Origin of the sequence: Haloferax sulfurifontis, assembly GCF_014635105.1 — an archaeon.
Taxonomy (GTDB): domain Archaea; phylum Halobacteriota; class Halobacteria; order Halobacteriales; family Haloferacaceae; genus Haloferax; species Haloferax denitrificans.
Genome location: NZ_BMCI01000011.1, coordinates 1 through 15,811, shown reverse-complemented (window position 1 = coordinate 15,811; position 15,811 = coordinate 1). Strand labels below are relative to the sequence as shown.

Here is a 15,811-nt window from a genome sequence, read left to right as displayed (position 1 = left end):
CCGGACCCATGTCCACGCCTGACTCCGGGGGTTCAGACCCTCGAAACCGACTCGCAGACGCCGCCGACGCCGGCAACGACGTGGCGCTCGCCATCGACCGCTACGTCCGCGCCAAGTCGAAGGCCCCTGACGACAGCTCCGGTCGCGGCTACTACGCGACCTCCGCAGGCGGCATCCTCGCCCGCTGGTACGCGTGGCTCGCCGACAAGCACGTCGACGAGTTCGACATCCTCGGCGGCGACCGCGGCCCCATCATGATGCGCCGCTACGCACAGTACCTCGCGCGCCGTGTCTCTGGCGGCGGTATCAGCGCCTCAACCGCCGAGACGTACTACAACGTCGTCAGCGCCTGCCTGACGTACGCAGTCCGCGACGGCGAACTCGCCCGCAACCCCGCGCTCACCAACCGAGCACGCGAACCACTCCCGGACGCGAACGCCGACCGCGCCGACCAACAGTTCTGGGACGAAGAGTCGGCCGCGGCGCTCCTCGAGTTCGTCGACGACCGCGCCCACGACGCTATCGACGAGAAGGGAAGCGACGCCGTCGCCGAAGCTCGCGACCGCGCGCTCGTGTACGTGCTCGCGTACTCCGGGGTTCGAGGGGCCGAAGTCGTGCGCGCGACCACGGACGGTCGCGAGGGCCGGCAGGGCCTCCGCTGGCGCAACGTCGACACCGACGACTGGCAGACCATGCGCGTCCTCGGGAAGTCCCAAGAGTGGGAGACGGTGCCCATCCTCCGGCCCGCGAGGCCGGCGCTCAAGCGGTGGTACCGCATCGCGGACCCGCCGAGCGACGAGTGGCCCGTCTTCCCGACCGGCCATGCGCCGTCGAAGTACGCCGCCGTCCGCGACGAGCTGGTGCCCGACCTCGGGGAGGACGCCGTCGACGACCTGCTCGCCGAGCGCGACGTCGACGAACTCCTCGTCGAACACGACCTCACACCGCCGGCCATCACGACCGAGGGCGCGCGCCGGCTCATCGAGCGGCTGTGTGAGTCCGCGGGCGTCGCTATCGACGGGAACGCGCTGAAACCCCACGGGGCGCGGCGCGGGCTCGGCGACACGCTCTTTCGGAACGACCGTGGCGTGGCCCAAGACGTGCTCCGGCACCGGTCGCTCTCGACCACCCGGCAGGCGTACCAGCACATCGAAGCCGAGGAGACCGCAGAGCGCGCGAGCGACCTGCTCGACGTCGAACCCGACACATGACCGCCGCAGACCCGTGGGTCGGCGTCACCATCCTCATCGCCGCGGGCGCTGTGACTGCCTATCGGCGGTTCGAGGACTGGCGGACGCCCGACGAGGGTACGAGAGAGTGGGCCCACCAGCTCTACGCGACGGGGAAAATCGACGAGCGCGAGCTGGAACGCCGACTCGATGTCATCGAAGACCCGGAGGCCGAGCGCATCCGGCAGGCGGTCGAACGAACGTCTGGCATCGGCGACCAGATTTCATGGGACATCGCCGCCCGCTTCGATACGCTTGACGACGTTCGAAACGCATCACTCGACGAACTCACGGCGGTCCCCAACGTCGGCGATGCGCGCGCAGAGGCGCTGAAGGACTCACTTTGAAGTTCCACTTCCGCCGAATCCTTCACTTTCACTCTACACGGAAGGCTTCGCTTGATATGCCTCCGGTACATAGGGTTGGTCGCCGCTCGGCGTGCGATGATGGCGGGAACGCGACCCACGACCTGACTCGACTCATACATCCCGCCGGGTCGTGAGGCCGGCGAGGACCGGCCACCGACCCCACCGTGCGGCGACTCATCTTTCTGAGCCGATGCGCGCGCACCGTGCGTTCGCGTCGGTTTATGGCACTCTGCGCCGACTATCGACTGTGACTGACGACACCACAGAGCCGACGGCGCTTCGCGCGTGGGTCCGCGCGCAGGCGGACGACCTCGGCGTCGACGTCTCGGACCTGCTCATCCAGAGCAAGCGCCGCGACCCGATGTGGAAAGGCACCGACGCCGACCGCGCGAAAGCCGAGTGGTTCGCCGAGTGGTGGGAGCGGGCGACCGAGTCCATCGGGACCGACCGACTCCACGTCCGCGGCCTCCACTACTACATGGCGAGCGCCGGCGAAGACATCGAACCGCCGACGAACTGCTCGTGGGACCTCTACAAGAACACGTCGCGGTGCTACGACTACCTCGAAGAGTGTTCGATGCTCGCGCGCATCCTCGGGACCATCCCGCTCGGCGGTATCGAGGACCAGAAACACGACCAGATGACCGTCACGACCTACTCCGACCACCGAAGAACAGCGGACACGCAGGAGGTGTCGCCGCCGGCCGGTATCGACGCACCCGGTGTTCCCAAGCCCGAGGAACGGGCTTCTCTCGGCTTTGACCCCCGGAGTATCGGCGGCGAAACACCGCTCCAGAACGTCGAGTTCGACGATGCGACCGACTACGCGCTCCTCGTTGCCGAGTCGGTCGTCGACGACATCGAAGACGACCTCTATCTCGACGCGCCGCGGCAAGCGCCCTACCATCTTGAGCTGTGGTCCGAAAAGACGCTCCCCGAGTACATTCACGACCTCGCGCGCTCCCTCGGGGTCAACGTCATCGTCGAAGGGCAGGGCGACCTGTCGCTCACTATCGCCCACGACCTCGTCCGCCGCATCGACGACGCCGGGAAGCCCGCGGTCATCCTCTACCTGTCAGATTTTGATGCAAAAGGGGACCACATGTCGACCGCAATGAGTGGCAAATTGGCGTGGCTCAACGAGCGCGGCGACGTCGACCACCGCGTCGCCATCGAGCAGTTGGCGCTCACCAAAGAGCAGGTCGAACAGTTGGACCTCCCGCGGAAGCCCATCGAAGAGTCCTCACACACGGGCACGGGCGGCCGGGCGTACGACACGCTCGTCGACGACTGGGAGCGCCGGAAGGGCAAGGGCGCGACCGAACTCAACGCCCTCGAAGCCCGACCCGAGGAGTTCGAACGCATCGTCCGCGAGGGTGTCGAACGCTACATCGACCCCGACATCCCCGCGAAGAACGCCGAGGCCCGCGAGGAGTGGCGCGAGCAGACGGTCGCGACCATCCGCGACGCGATTCGCAACGCCGGCCTCGACGAACAGATCGGCGCGGTCGTCAGTTGGGCGACCCGGTACAACGAGGCGCTCGACGAGGCCGAACCCGTCCTGCGTGAGCTGAGGGAGTTCCGCAACGACCCCGACCTCGCCGACTGGGTGCGCTCGACGCGCGACGCCGTCGACGAAACAGCGTTGCCACTCGTGGAGGTCCCCGAAGGCCACGCGCCGTGGCCCGAAGACCCCCTGTTCGATACCGACCGAGAGTACGTCCAAAACGTCGCTCGCATCCAACAGCACGCGAACGACCGCTGAGTCTACTTCTACGTCTGTCCTACGCCGTCACCGCCGTCACCGCGCCCGCGTTCGTATCCGTCCCTCCCTGAGAGTGGGTTTGCCCCCGAGAATCCGCCCCGGCCGACGCCACGGCGTCCGATAGTGAGCAATTTCTAAACAATAGGTCGATGACTGTAGTGTATATCCCGTGAGACGCGCGTGCTTGGGCGCTTGCGTCGTTGATGGTCGATACGCCTCACAGGCCGCGTCATGTTGAAAAGCGCGAGAGACGGCACGACGCGCGCGATGGGGTGTTGTCTCTCACGTGAGTTGCGGGATGGAACGGACGCTCGTTGACGGGCGCTGTCAGTCCTTGATGATAGCGCCGGCGGCGAGGGTGAACTCGCCGTCGTCTTCGAGCGCTTCGATGCGGTTTTCGACCTCGGCAAAGCGGACTCCGTGCTGGTCCACGACCGCCGAGATGGCGTCATCGGTCGGGACGCCGTAGGCTGTGCCGTCCTCCGACCAGAGGTCATCGACAGCGCGGATGATGGCGTCGTCGAGTTCGTCTTCCGACAGCGCGCCCGCCTGTTGGCGCTCGTCGACGTCGAGTGCCTTCGCGTCGATGAACGTGTTCAGTTGCGTCTCGCGTTGCATCGCCATCGGGAGCGTCCGGTACTTCCCGACAACCGTGATTTCGTCTCCGACGCCCACCTTGCCGACGATGTCGCCGGTCAGGAACACTTGAATCGCCGGTGGGTCATCGAGCGCCGAATCGCGCGGGATGGCGACGAGCTTCTGGAAGTCGACCATCTCGGTTCCGTCGCCCATCAGCTTCGCGTTTTTCTTGTCGAGCGAGGTTTCGCACGACATGCACGTCCCAAACCGGATGTGACCGTAACCCTGTCTGGTTGGGTTCAACGCGCCGCACTCCAGACACTCCCAGACGGCCTTTCGAAGCCACGGGTCGACCGACTCGACTTCGACGACCTCCACGGGCACCTCAACGAGCGTCCCAAGGTGGCGTTCGCGAAGGCCGCCGAGACGGAAGCACGCGCGGTCGGGGAGGTTCACCGGCCGTACCGGCATCTTCGAGATGGGCTTTTCGAGGTCGTCCGTCTCGGGGTTCTGATAGCGGTTGCGAAGCCGGCGCGACCACAACTTCGCTGTCGACCGCGGGCTATCGACCCACTTGTCGGCCAGTTCGTCGTCGAACTCGTGGAAGTCCTGCCAGTCCACCCGGAGTGACGCCCCGCCGGGCGTGTCGGTCCACGCCTCGGACGCCGCGTCCGCGTCGTCGCTGATGCGGTCGAGATAGGCGTCGAGGCGGTCGGCGCTATTCATCGAAGTCGAACTCCGTGTCGGGCTTTTCTTCTTCGACCTGGACTGCGTCGGCGACGGCGTCCCAGTCGGCTTTCATCGCCTGCCGACCGAGGTCGGTCACGATGTACTCCTTGCCGTCCTTGTCGAGACAGCCGTCAAGCGGCTCCTCCTCTTGGAGGTAGTTCGAGATGGACTGCCGACTCACGTCGACGTAGTCTTCGAGTTCCGAGTACGACGTCGGCGCGTGTTCTTCGACGGCTTCGAGCACGTCCGTCGCGTTCTTCCGGACCGACTCGTCGCGCCACTTGTCCGCCTGCGTGAGCATCCACGGCCAGAGGTCCACCGACAGGTTGGCGTCGCCGAGCGCGTCCGTCACGCGGTCGAACCGCGACGCGCCCTCGTCGGTGAACGACACTTTGCGGACGTTGCCCCAGTCGATGTCGGCGAGGTGGATGTCCGACGGCGTCGGGTACTCTTGGCGCTCCGCGAGGACTTCCTCGACGAGCGCGCGGTCGACATCGTCGGGGTCGGTCCCATCGGGGAAGTCCGATTCGAGCAGGTACCACTCGGAGTAGTGGTCACCCATCTGTGGGCGGTCGCCGATGTCGCGCACGCTGGCGTCGGGCACGTGAACCCACCAGCCGTCGCGCTTGCCGTCCGAGGGCGGCCACGCGGCCGTCTGCGACTGCAGGACCCGAGCGCCACGAGCGAGGCCGTAGCGGTCAAGCCAGTGCTGGTCGCCGAGGCCGAGGCCGCACGGCGCACCCCGCCACTCGATGGGGTAGGTCTTCTCCCCGCCGGCGATGAGCATCCCCATCCCGATGCGGAAGTTCGTCAGCGTCTCTTTTTGCGCCCACGAGAAGTTGTACGAGCGGTCGAGCGTGTCGATTTCCTCCTCGCCAAGTCGGAGGAGGATTTTCGTCGCCATGTTCGTCCGCACGGGCTTGTACACGTCGTTGAGCTTCTGCGTCGACCCGAGCATCAGGATACGGCGCGACCCACCCTGCGTGCTGAGGAAGAAGATGGTCTGCCGGAGGCCCTTGATGGCGTCCTTGTAGCGAACGTCGCCAGTCTTCGACGGCGCGATGTTCTTCAGCTCGCGCATTTCGAGGGCGACCCGCGGGAGCCGGGGGTTCTCGTCGCGAGCACGGAAGATGAGCCGAAGCCAAAGGTCGATGAGCGTGTACTTCAGGCCCTCCATGCCGGCGGGCATGAAGTTCGCACAGAGGACGGCCGCTTTCTTCTGGTCGGCGATGACCTCGGCCATGTCGATGTTCGTCTCGGCGTCTGCGCCGGTCACGAGGCCGTCGCCGGCGAGCTTCGACAGCCGGGCGGCCGCGTTCTCCAGCGCCTTCGACCGGCTCATGGAGTACCGCGCCGAGTAGGTTTCGACGTGCGTACTGCCGTCGCCGCCAGTCGTGTGCTTGTCCTTCTTTTCAGTCCACTGGATTTCGGTGTCTTGGGCCTTCGCGAGTTGCTGGATGCGAGCGACGAGTTCGGGCACCTGCCCCGACCCTTCGAGCGTCTTGTTCAGCGCCTGCTCGATGCGGTCCTCGGCGGTCGCATCGGTGGTTCGGACGCCCGCGAGGCGGAGGATGAGGTGCGGCGTCAGCGTGTCGATGCCGATGGTGAACTCCCGGAAGTTGGCCGGCAACTGCTCGGGGATACCCGGCGTCGACGGGACGAACACTTCGGCGTCGAACGCCCGCGGCTCTTGCCCGAGCCGTTCGAGGTTCTTCAGGATGCCGGGGTCGTCGTTCGGGATGGAAATCATCGGCGTTTCCATCCGGCCGTCGTCGAACACGCTGATGTACTTGTAGCCGTGCTGTCGCCACAGGTTCATCCCGATGTTCGTCAGCGTCGAGTCCTTCCCCGACCGCGGGAGCGCGATACAGAGGATGTGGTCGCACGACTCGTGGGGGATTTCGCGCGCCGCGTCCTCGGGGTCGAGTTTCGTCCCCTTGGGGAGTCGGCGACGCCCGACCGGGATGGGGTTGTCCGCCCGCGTCACGCCCGCCACGTCGAGTTGTTCGAGCGTGATGGGCGCGTAGGGCGTCATCTCCGAGACGGCCGAGTAGTAGTCGAGCGCGCGGGCGATGTAGAGGAGCGTCGTGTACTCCTGTTCGACGCTCGGGAGGCGGCCGCCGCGGTCGTGCATCCGCTGTTGGCGGCGGAACCGCGACCGGACCTCGGCGGCCCGCGCCGGGTCGAGGCCGGCCTTGTCTTCGAGCATCCCCGAGTTCCGGTTGAGGACCTCCGCGAGGTCGCCGTCGTCGCGGAGGATGTAGTGCACGTCTTCGAGGACCATCCGGGCGGCTTCGGGGTCCTCCGCGAGGATGTCTTGGGCCGCCGCGAGGTGCTCGCGGACCTGTGACTCGATGTCAAGGTCGCGTTGGCGCTCGTTCCGCTCGCGTTTCTGTTGGACGATGCTGGCCGCAACCGCTTCGACGTCTCTGGTGTCGCGGCCTTGGATGTCTGCGTGGCTATCGTGATAGGATTCCATGCTGTGTCAGGTTGGTAAGGTGTTGTTCAGGCCGTCGCGTTCTTCCATTCGTCGGGTGGTGCCTCTGCCGGCGACAGTGTGTAGCACCGGCATTCGTAGCGAACTGGCTGTTGGTCGCTCCGGTTCATCGACAGTGCCACCGGGAGGCCGCACCCCGTACACCAGACGGGGTCGTGGTCGAACTCGTCGAAATCGAACTCGTGGGGTGGGTCGTGTGTCATCGGCCCCCCGCCGCGTTGTCCGTCCCGGCGACCAGATGCCGCGGACCGCCGGGCATCGGGATGTCGGGGAGCGGGTAGCCGTCGATGTTGTCGACGGCGAACTGGTTGGAGAACTGTGCGCGGATGCGCGCGAGGTCGTCGGGGATGTCCATCGTTCGCAGGTGGACCGCCGTGATGTCGTGGGGCGTCCCGTCGGCGTCCGTGACGGTGATGTCCGTCTCGGTCAGCACGGTCGGCACCATGCCCTCGTAGACCTCGGCGACGATGTCCGGGTCGTGGCCGACGCCCTCGCCGCGCTCGACGACTTTCTCGGCGAGTTCGAACTTCGGCACCATCCCGTCAGGGTCGCGCGCTTCCGAGACGGTCGTAATGATGTCGTCCATGATGGCCTTGCGGCCCTCGTAGGCGTCGCCGTACTCGAACTGGTGGAGCATCGGGAGCATCTGGCGGACGTTCCGCGCGAACTTCTCCTGCATCGCCGGGGCGACGTCGTTGCCCTGCAGGCGGGCGTGCCACCGGTCAGCGACCTTCCGCGCGAGGCGGTGGCGGTCGTAGTCGGCGTAGACGTGGCCGCCCATCCACGCGACGAACAGCGTCTGCTCGGGCGTCTCGACGCGCTTGGCGAGCGTGACGCACGTCCGCCAGCGCTTGGGTTCGCGCTCCTCGCGAAGCGACCGGACCGCCCGGCGACGACGCCACTTGAACGTGAGGTACGAGGTCGCGCCGACCGCGACGCCGATAGCGATGAGGACCGGGTAGACCCACCCCGCAAACCACGGCGTCTGCGCAACGACCATGGCCGCGAACACGGTCCCGATGGCCGGGAGGCCGAAGCGCCACAGGATTTCGTCGGCGTTGAACGAGGTCGCGATGTCCATCCGCGCGGTCTGTCTCGCCCGCCGGAAGTCTGCGAAGATGTCGGCGAACGATTTGGTCTCCGGACTGTCGTCGACGGCCGCCGTCTCGTCGCCGTGGGTGTCAGCGTCGGCGTCCTCGTCGGCCGTCTCTGCGACCGCCGGGAGCGGCCGCCCGTGGTCCGCACGGTAGCCGTGGTCTTCGAGGTCGTTGGCGACAAGCCGCGCTTGGAGGTGACCGATGCGGAGACGGACAACCTGCTTCGCTGTGAGAAGGCTGACGCCCTCCAGCGACGAGTCCACGTCGTCGGTCGCCTCTGCCGCCCGCTCGTTGATGGCGGCCCCGTCGGGAATGCCGTAGCCCGTGTCGACCGGCGCGACGGCTTCGACCTGCTCGTCCTCGTCGGGCGTCTCGGACTCCGACTGTCCGGCGAAGGCGCGCATCAACTTCGCGCGCAGTTCGTTCTCGGAGTGGTCGGCGTTGCCGATGAGGCGTGTGGTTCCGTCGGTCGACTTGACCTCTGCCGCGAACCGCTTGACCGTCCGCTTCGAGTAGCGGGTGTGCTCGGCCGTCTTCCCCGCCGCGAGGTCCCACCAGCGGTTGATAGCGACCACCGCTCCGATGACCGCGAGGGCCGAGTAGAGCGCGAAGTTCGTCACGACGCTCGCGAACGCGCGGACAAGCCAACTGGAGCTGGCGGTCGCCGAGACCGTGCCCGACGCTATGAAGAACACGCCGATGAACCCGACGAACCCAGAGATGGCGATGAGCGCGAGGAGGAACCGCGTTGACTGCTGTTCGGGACTCCCGATGAGCCGGGCGACGAATCGTCGAATGAGCGACAGCGGCGTCCGCTTCGACGCCGACGTTCGGCGACCAGCGCTTTTCAGAAACTCGCCGGCCGACCCGCCGATGTCTTTCGCACCCGTGGCGGCGTCGTCAAGTCGGTCACGCATCAGTCGTCACCCCCCGCGGGAGCGCCGTTCCCCGAGCGTCGCTGTCGACGGTGACGCGTGGCCGCCCCACCGTCCGCCGACCGAGCCTGTTCGAGGTCCTGCATCATCGACCGGACCTCGGAACGGGCGCGACGGTACTCCGGCATCCCGTGGTGGGTGGTCATCCGCATGAGCGCGCGCTTGGCGTGTGCGAGCGCCGTCGACTGGTCACCGAGCATATCGCGTCGGGTGACGGGTTCAAGCCACGTGTCGCCCACCCTGTCGGCTTCGAGGAGGTCCTGAATCCCGCGGTGCTCCATCACCGCCGGGTAGACCGGCGTGCCGTCGCTCCACGTGATGACCTCGCCGTCGTCGTCGGTCAGTGGGGCGGCGTCCGTGTCGCGGACGATGTTGCCTTCGGTGTCGGTCACCGGCCGTCCCCATGCGAACTCGTCGGCCAACTGCTTGACAGACTGGATGCCGAACGCGTCCTGCCAGTAGACGTGGTTCGGGCCGATTTCTGCCACGTCCTCAAGGCGCTCCTCGTCGGCGGCGTCCTGCTGGTTCCGGTATTCGAGGAGCATCTGCTGTCGCGTCTGGTCGATGAGGTCGACGCCACCCTGAAGCGACCGCAGTTTCGACCCGTGGACTTTGAGGAGTCGCCACGCGGCCACGAGGATGACAGCCGCGATGAACAGTATCGCGAACGGCGTCGTGAGCGTGAAGATGAACCACGCAAAGAGTTGCTCCAGTTGTGGGCCGAACAGGTTCGAGAACAGCTCTGCCTGCTCTTTCTGCCACTCGTAGAAGTTCTCCAAACCGTCCACGTCGGTCGCGTAGCCGCGCTCCTCAGCGTCGGCGCGCATCTGGTCAAGCAGGTCTTGAGCCTCGCGCAGGTCGGCGCTCGCGACGATTTGGTCCGTCTGCGAGGCGTAGAGGTCGAACGACCGCGTCGACCCGTCTTCGAAGTAGAGTTCGAGCGTGTAGAGCGACCGCTGACCCGGCGGCGCAGCGTCGGGAGCGAACGACACGCGGACGGTCCGCGCCCCGTCGAGCACCTTCGCCTCGGCCTTCGGTTGGGTCACTCGCGCCGCTTCGACGTTCTGCGAGACGGCGAACACGGCGTACGGGCCGGTCGCGTTGAAACTGTTCTCGTCTTCCCGCGTCGTCCGCAGGTAGTCCTCGTCGAACGTCACGGCCGTCACGCGGGCTTGGTCAGCGACGGTCGGTCCCGTCGTCGTGGTCGTGTTGTTCGAGTCTGATACCTGCGCGACTGTCGTCGACGAGTCGAGTGCCGGCGTCGACGTTGACGATGGCGCGGCCGCGACCGCGCCCACGGGCACGATGGCCGTCAGGACGAGCAGGACGGCCAGCACGAGTGGTGCGCGCTTCATCGGTCGTCACCACCGTACTGTCCGTTGCGCGAGTTCCCGCCGGCGCTCTGGCCGTTCTGTGCCTGCCGGGACCGACGGCCGCCGAAGGCTTCCGCCGGCACCTGCTGGAGCGTCGTCTGCTCGGTCCGGTTCGTCAGCCGTGCGACCTGCTCGATGAGTTCGAGGAGTTCCTGGTAGGTGTCCGTCTCGGAGTTGGTCAGCCGCTCGCGGAGGTCGCGGACCTTCTTGTGGAGCTGTGCGTTGAGCGACTTCGCTTCTTCGAGGTCGACCTGCATCATCTCCATGTTCGAGCGGTAGCGCCGCAGGTTCTCTTGGGAGAGGTTGAACGGGGGTTTGTACTCGTAATCGGCCGTCGCAGTCGGCGAACTCGTCGTCTTCGACCCTTGAGTTCGGAAGACGTAGTGGCTCGGCGCGACTTCGACGGCGTGGGCTGGAAGTCTGTGCATGACTTTGTCAGAAAGTGGCCGGTAGACGTCGCCGTCCGCCCGGAGTTGGCGGTCGTCGGCGACCCGCTTTGGTTGCCGGAAGAGGCCAAACATCCGGTTGCGCTTGTACTCGGGAACGACCTTGCCGTGGTCGTCTTCGAGGATGTCGTTCGTCTTGAAGTAGACCGTCTGGACGGTCTCCTCGCCGCCGTTGTTGGGGTCTGCTTCGTGGATGACCGTCACCGTCCCCTCTTTCGTCGACCGCCGGCGCTCGTAGCCGATGCCGACGCCCGTCGCGATGAGGACGATGACCGCCAGTTGCGTCTCTTGGGCGTAGAGCATCTGCGCCGGCGACCCGGTCTGGTAGAACGAGTAGACGTTGTAGGCGACGACTGCGAAGATGACGCCTACCGCGCCGAGCGCCCACTTCGCGACCGATGTCATCCCGGCGACGCGTTTCGTCACCGGAAGCGAGTAGTCCTCGCGAGCCTGTGTCGCGGCCTCCAGTCGCTCCTCAGCCGACTCGGGGGCGTCGTCGTCCCCGAAGCGCTTCCGGAGGGCGTAGACGCCCACCGCGGCGATGATGAACGTCACGAGCGCGACGGCGATGAAGATGGGGTCGATGGCCGCCATCAGTGGCCCCACTCAGTTTCTTCGGCGGCCTCGAGTTGCGATTCGAGGTCATCGAGGTCGTCGAGGTTGTCCGCGGCGTCGGAGCCGACAGACAGGTCTTCAAGGGTTTCCTTCGCCGCCCGTGCGCGAGCGACAGCCTCTGACTCGTCTTGGAAGAACACCACGTCTTGGGCGGCCATCAAGAGGAGCTGTCCGTGTTCGACGAGCGGCTGGACCGTCTCGGAAATGTCGGTCAGCTCCTCTTGGAGCACGACGCACCCGTTGTCGATAGCGTAGTCTCGGAGCCGACGACGCAGTTCGCTCTGGGAGTCGGCCGTTTCCATGATGCGTTCGCGGCGGTCGATTTGGTCGTTGTCCGTGACGACCGGGCACGCGACCCCGTAGTGTTCGCAGTCTTTGCATCGGTCGGGGAAGCAGGCGTCGCCGCTGTCGTACTCGCGCGTCCGGTACATCGGGTTGTTCCGGCGGATTTCGGCGAGGAGCGATGAGACGTGTTCTTCGGCGTCGCCAGCGCGAGCCCGCGTCGCGATGAGCAACCATTTCGAGATAGCGCGGCGGAGGTCCTCGTCGTGGATGTCCGGGCGCATGTCGAGTAGCTCTTCTTCGATGTGCGAGAGCCGTTGCTGTTGGCGCTTGTGCTGTTCGTGGTCGGGCCGGGAGTTGGGACTCCCGACGTTGGTATCAATCGGCATCGTTCGATTCAGGATGGGCAGGGGTTGGTTCGGCGTCGGCGGTGCGGCGCGGGCGAGACTCGGGCGGCAGGGCGTCGTCAGGCGGTGGGTCGAGCGCCGCCGGCACGTCCATCGCCGCGGCCTCGTCGACCGGCGCGATGACGAGTTTGCCGTCGGCGACCCACGCCACGCAGTCGTCGCCGGCCTCCAGCGGAAACGCGGTGTCCTGCGTGAACGCCTTCTTCAGATAGACCTGAAGCGACGCCCCGTTTCGGTTCACAGAGACGCGGTCGTGGTCGGTCACGGCCGTTGTAGCCTCTCTACAATGGCCCGACCGAACGAAACTGGTCGGCCGGCCTGTCGGCGTCGGCAGACGTGTCTGTGCGTTGAGGTCAGGTTCGGGAACATGGTTAGCCACCGTTGATTTTGCGCCGGACGTCGTTCGTTCGCGTCCGGAATATCGAGTAGTAGAGGATGGTGAGCAGGATGGCGATGATGGTGTAGATGCCGCCCGCGAACGCGAGCGCGAACACGATGACGAGCATGAACGCGGCGTAGAGCGCCTGCGAGAGGTCGCCGTACACGCGGGCCGTGCCGCCATATCGGCGGGCGACGAACTCCCCGGCGACGACGCCGAGGATGATGCCCCCGAAGCCGAGGGCGAGCGTCGCGGCCGTCACTCGTCATCCCTCCGGTCGCCGTTGCCTTGCACGAGGTCGCGCGTGTCGAGACCGCTGTACTGCCCCATCGACTTCGTCTTGTAGATGTCCAAGAGTTCGGGGCCGCCGATGAGGACCGCGAGGATGACCACAACGAGGCCGATGGCGATGATGAACCCGCCACCCGCGAGGATGGCCGGCGCGAGAACAAGCCCCACGAGCGCGGCGACGAGCGCCACGTACAGGTTATCCATCGAACCACCCTCCAATCGAACTATCTGGACCGTTGAGCATTTCTTTCCATCCTGACAAGTACGTCTCAACTTCCCACGATGCCTTGTCCCGCATCGTCGGTTCGACGACGAACCTCACCGTCGCGTCCGCGTCGTTGAACGTGAACCGGACAGCGTTCTCGTCGTCGTCAGTCTGCACGAACACCGGTTTCGTCGAGTCAGTCGGGACGCGCTTCCACGTCTCACCGTCTGTCGCGTAGAGCGCGTCCCACTCGTCGACCGATTCGCCCGTCTGTGGGTTCTCCAGCGGGACCGTGATGGTCGTCTTCTCGCCGGGCGCGAACTCGTAGTGGCGTTGGGTCACGTCCGACTCGTCGCCGAACGCGCTCTTGACGCGCTCCCACGCGCCCGTCGCTCGCGTCCGCTGTTCGGACGACCACGAGAGCGCTTCCACGCGGTACTGGTTCGGTGCGAACGTCGCCGACGTGCCGGGCGGGAGCGTGAACTCGATACGAGTGAACGTCTCCGAGTCGTTCCAGTCGCGAATCGCGTTCCACGTCGCACTCACGTTGCCGTCGGTCGACTCGACCGCGCCGGGGAGCTGTGCCGCCGGCATCGCGTCTTCGGAGACTTCGACGCGGAAGGCCACGCAGTAGCCGTTGGGGTTGTCGGCCGTCACGCGGTAGAACGCCGAGTCTTCGACGACCCGGACCCGCGTGTTCTTCGCCGTCGACGTCGCCTCACTCCCGTTGGCGACCCGGTCGACCGTCGCCGCGTCAGTCCGGAACGACAGGTGCTCGACGTACGTCTGGCAAGTGTCGGTCTGTGCGGCCGCGGGCGTCGCGACCGCCGGCGCGACCATGCTCACGACGAGCACGAGCGCGAGGACGTGCCGAAGCCTCACCATGGCACCAGCCTCCCGAGGCGGCGAAGCCAGCGGTCGTAGCGCCGCCGCCAGCGGTCGCCGGCCTCGCCGGTCGCATACGACCGCGCCCACGACTGGATGCGGTCTTCGGGAAGGAACTCGCGGAGGATGATACCGAGGACGACCGCCGAGAGCACGCCGAGGAGGACCGAGTTCGCGGCGACGGCGAGGACCACGAGGCCGAGGACGACCGCCCCGAAGACGACCATCGCCCCGAGACGGAAGCCGATGCGCTCGCCGTTCTCCAGCCAGAGCCGGATGCGTTGCTCCAAGCCCATCACTCGGACCTCCAGAACGGGATGTCGATGTCGTCGGGGATGGGGAGTCGCGACCGACCCCGACGCCACAGCTCGTTGAACGCCGGGAGCCACCGCCACACTCCGATGCCGAGGAGGAACAGATGGACGAACACCAGCGCGAGCGTCGCCCCGAACGAGATGACCGACAGCGTCGCCCAAAAGAAGATGAACACGATGTTCGCGTTGATCTGCTCGCGCGGCGTCGTCTGGCGAATCCCGAGCGCCCTCGGGACGAGCGACGCTATCCAGTTGATGGTATCGACGATGCTCGGCAGGAGGATGTCGTCGAGCGACCAGTTGGTCGCGTAGCCCCACGCGTTCCGAGCGAAGCCGCTCAGTTGCCCGCGGATGCTCATTCGGACCCCTCCCCGGACTGCGCGAAGCCGTCGTACGACTCGCCGTGCTGGTGGGTCGGTTCGGAGCGACGGTAGACGTTCCACGTCGCGATGGCGTGGAGGACGCCGAAGTACAAGAGCGCGAGTTCGATGCCCGCGACGGCGAGCGCGCCGACGAACCCCATCGTGGTCGTGGTCGGCGTCGTTCCCGTGGCGTACAGGCCGTACAGACCGATGGCCGGGAAGACGACTCCGACCGCCACGTCGCCCGCTATCTCGTCGGCTTCGACGTCCTCACGGCGCTCGCGATACGTCGCCCGGACGGCCTGCCTGACTCTCGAAGCCACTACTCGTCACCTCCGATGAAGTCGAACGTTCCTTCGACGTGGCCGGCGTACTTCCCTGCCATTCGGCGGCCGAACGCGCCTTCGGGCGTCGTGTTGGTCTCGACGTACTCCTCGCGGAAGTCCACGAGGTCGTCGGGGCCTTCCTCAGCGGCGAGACCCGACAGCGTCACGCGCTTGTCGACGCTCCGACTCGTCTCGTTGACGATTTCCGCCGACGTGACGTTGCCGGTCGTCTGGTTGATGTCCGCGACGAAGAACACAGTCTGGCCGTTGTCGCCGTCGTCGGTGTCGGTCTCACAGCGGATGCGAACCGTGTCGTAGTCGGTGTTCGCGACGATGCGCTCGTTGGCGTACGCGATGTACGTCTCGTTGTTCGCGTTGAACTCCGACTGGATGTCGAGCGCGCACTGGCGGGCGTCGCGCTTCGGTTCGCGAAGCGGGTTCGCGTAGGCGATGTTCTCTGCCGCGCCCTTGAAGAACGCACTCGCGGCTTTTGCCGCGCCGACCGGGTCTTCGGCGATGTCGACCGCCTTGCCGGTGAGCGCTTCGAGGAGGCCGGTGTCGCCGTCGTCTGTCTGTGCCGCCACCCCCATCGGCGCAACCGCGCTCGCGATGAGCGCGACCACGAGGATGAGCGCGAGGCGGCGCTTCGATGCTTGGGTCATGGTGTCAGGGTGAGTTCATGAGTATGAGTGGATGGTCTGCGAGCGATGCGGTCGCGCCGCGAGAC

Annotated in this window: 18 protein-coding genes; 3 read left to right on the top strand and 15 right to left on the bottom strand. The window is 66.4% G+C overall.

The features are described from left to right. The first annotated feature begins 8 nt into the window (after positions 1-8). The 3 genes from IEV64_RS19390 (at position 9) to IEV64_RS19380 (ending at position 3,362) form a co-directional block, all read left to right on the top strand. Complete coding sequence (locus IEV64_RS19390; protein ID WP_007273967.1) at positions 9-1,211, top strand: tyrosine-type recombinase/integrase; 1,203 nt, start codon at positions 9-11, stop codon at positions 1,209-1,211. Then, on the top strand, positions 1,208-1,576 hold the full coding sequence (locus IEV64_RS19385; protein WP_007273968.1) for a helix-hairpin-helix domain-containing protein: 369 nt from the start codon (positions 1,208-1,210) through the stop codon (positions 1,574-1,576). The genes IEV64_RS19390 and IEV64_RS19385 overlap by 4 nt, the downstream gene beginning before the upstream one ends. A gap of 268 nt (positions 1,577-1,844) precedes the next feature. Next, positions 1,845-3,362 (top strand): hypothetical protein, encoded by a 1,518-nt coding sequence (locus tag IEV64_RS19380; protein WP_007273969.1) that lies wholly within the window; start codon positions 1,845-1,847, stop codon positions 3,360-3,362. A gap of 327 nt (positions 3,363-3,689) precedes the next feature. On the opposite strand, the gene IEV64_RS19375 is transcribed toward IEV64_RS19380, so the two are convergent. The 15 genes from IEV64_RS19375 to IEV64_RS19305 form a co-directional block, all read right to left on the bottom strand. After that, positions 3,690-4,667, bottom strand: coding sequence for a minichromosome maintenance protein MCM (locus IEV64_RS19375; RefSeq protein WP_007273970.1), 978 nt, complete (start codon positions 4,665-4,667; stop codon positions 3,690-3,692). Beyond that, complete coding sequence (locus IEV64_RS19370; protein WP_007273971.1) at positions 4,660-7,149, bottom strand: ATP-binding protein; 2,490 nt, start codon at positions 7,147-7,149, stop codon at positions 4,660-4,662. Before IEV64_RS19370 ends, IEV64_RS19375 begins: the two co-directional genes overlap by 8 nt. A 26-nt stretch (positions 7,150-7,175) precedes the next feature. After that, positions 7,176-7,370: a hypothetical protein gene (locus tag IEV64_RS19365; protein ID WP_152420696.1), complete on the bottom strand. Its 195-nt coding sequence runs from the start codon at positions 7,368-7,370 to the stop codon at positions 7,176-7,178. Continuing rightward, a complete protein-coding gene (locus IEV64_RS19360; RefSeq protein ID WP_007273972.1) occupies positions 7,367-9,181 on the bottom strand; it encodes a hypothetical protein in 1,815 nt (604 codons plus the stop codon). Before IEV64_RS19360 ends, IEV64_RS19365 begins: the two co-directional genes overlap by 4 nt. Beyond that, a complete protein-coding gene (locus IEV64_RS19355) occupies positions 9,181-10,554 on the bottom strand; it encodes a hypothetical protein (RefSeq protein ID WP_007273973.1) in 1,374 nt (457 codons plus the stop codon). Before IEV64_RS19355 ends, IEV64_RS19360 begins: the two co-directional genes overlap by 1 nt. Then, positions 10,551-11,612: a hypothetical protein gene (locus IEV64_RS19350; protein ID WP_007273974.1), complete on the bottom strand. Its 1,062-nt coding sequence runs from the start codon at positions 11,610-11,612 to the stop codon at positions 10,551-10,553. The genes IEV64_RS19355 and IEV64_RS19350 overlap by 4 nt, the downstream gene beginning before the upstream one ends. Continuing rightward, positions 11,612-12,304, bottom strand: coding sequence for a hypothetical protein (locus IEV64_RS19345; RefSeq protein ID WP_007273975.1), 693 nt, complete (start codon positions 12,302-12,304; stop codon positions 11,612-11,614). The genes IEV64_RS19350 and IEV64_RS19345 overlap by 1 nt, the downstream gene beginning before the upstream one ends. Then, complete coding sequence (locus IEV64_RS19340; RefSeq protein ID WP_007273976.1) at positions 12,294-12,587, bottom strand: hypothetical protein; 294 nt, start codon at positions 12,585-12,587, stop codon at positions 12,294-12,296. Before IEV64_RS19340 ends, IEV64_RS19345 begins: the two co-directional genes overlap by 11 nt. A gap of 106 nt (positions 12,588-12,693) precedes the next feature. After that, the gene (locus IEV64_RS19335; RefSeq protein WP_007273977.1) at positions 12,694-12,963 is read right to left on the bottom strand and encodes a hypothetical protein; all 270 of its coding nucleotides are present in this window, start codon (positions 12,961-12,963) and stop codon (positions 12,694-12,696) included. Further along, entirely contained in the window at positions 12,960-13,196 is a 237-nt protein-coding gene (locus IEV64_RS19330) for a hypothetical protein (protein ID WP_007273978.1), read from the bottom strand. Before IEV64_RS19330 ends, IEV64_RS19335 begins: the two co-directional genes overlap by 4 nt. After that, entirely contained in the window at positions 13,189-14,082 is an 894-nt protein-coding gene (locus IEV64_RS19325) for a hypothetical protein (protein WP_007273979.1), read from the bottom strand. Before IEV64_RS19325 ends, IEV64_RS19330 begins: the two co-directional genes overlap by 8 nt. Then, a complete protein-coding gene (locus IEV64_RS19320; RefSeq protein ID WP_049920431.1) occupies positions 14,076-14,378 on the bottom strand; it encodes a hypothetical protein in 303 nt (100 codons plus the stop codon). The genes IEV64_RS19325 and IEV64_RS19320 overlap by 7 nt, the downstream gene beginning before the upstream one ends. Further along, on the bottom strand, positions 14,378-14,755 hold the full coding sequence (locus tag IEV64_RS19315; protein ID WP_007273981.1) for a hypothetical protein: 378 nt from the start codon (positions 14,753-14,755) through the stop codon (positions 14,378-14,380). The genes IEV64_RS19320 and IEV64_RS19315 overlap by 1 nt, the downstream gene beginning before the upstream one ends. Next, positions 14,752-15,081, bottom strand: coding sequence for a hypothetical protein (locus tag IEV64_RS19310; protein ID WP_007273982.1), 330 nt, complete (start codon positions 15,079-15,081; stop codon positions 14,752-14,754). The genes IEV64_RS19315 and IEV64_RS19310 overlap by 4 nt, the downstream gene beginning before the upstream one ends. Further along, the gene (locus tag IEV64_RS19305; protein ID WP_007273983.1) at positions 15,081-15,746 is read right to left on the bottom strand and encodes a hypothetical protein; all 666 of its coding nucleotides are present in this window, start codon (positions 15,744-15,746) and stop codon (positions 15,081-15,083) included. Before IEV64_RS19305 ends, IEV64_RS19310 begins: the two co-directional genes overlap by 1 nt. Positions 15,747-15,811 lie beyond the last annotated feature (65 nt).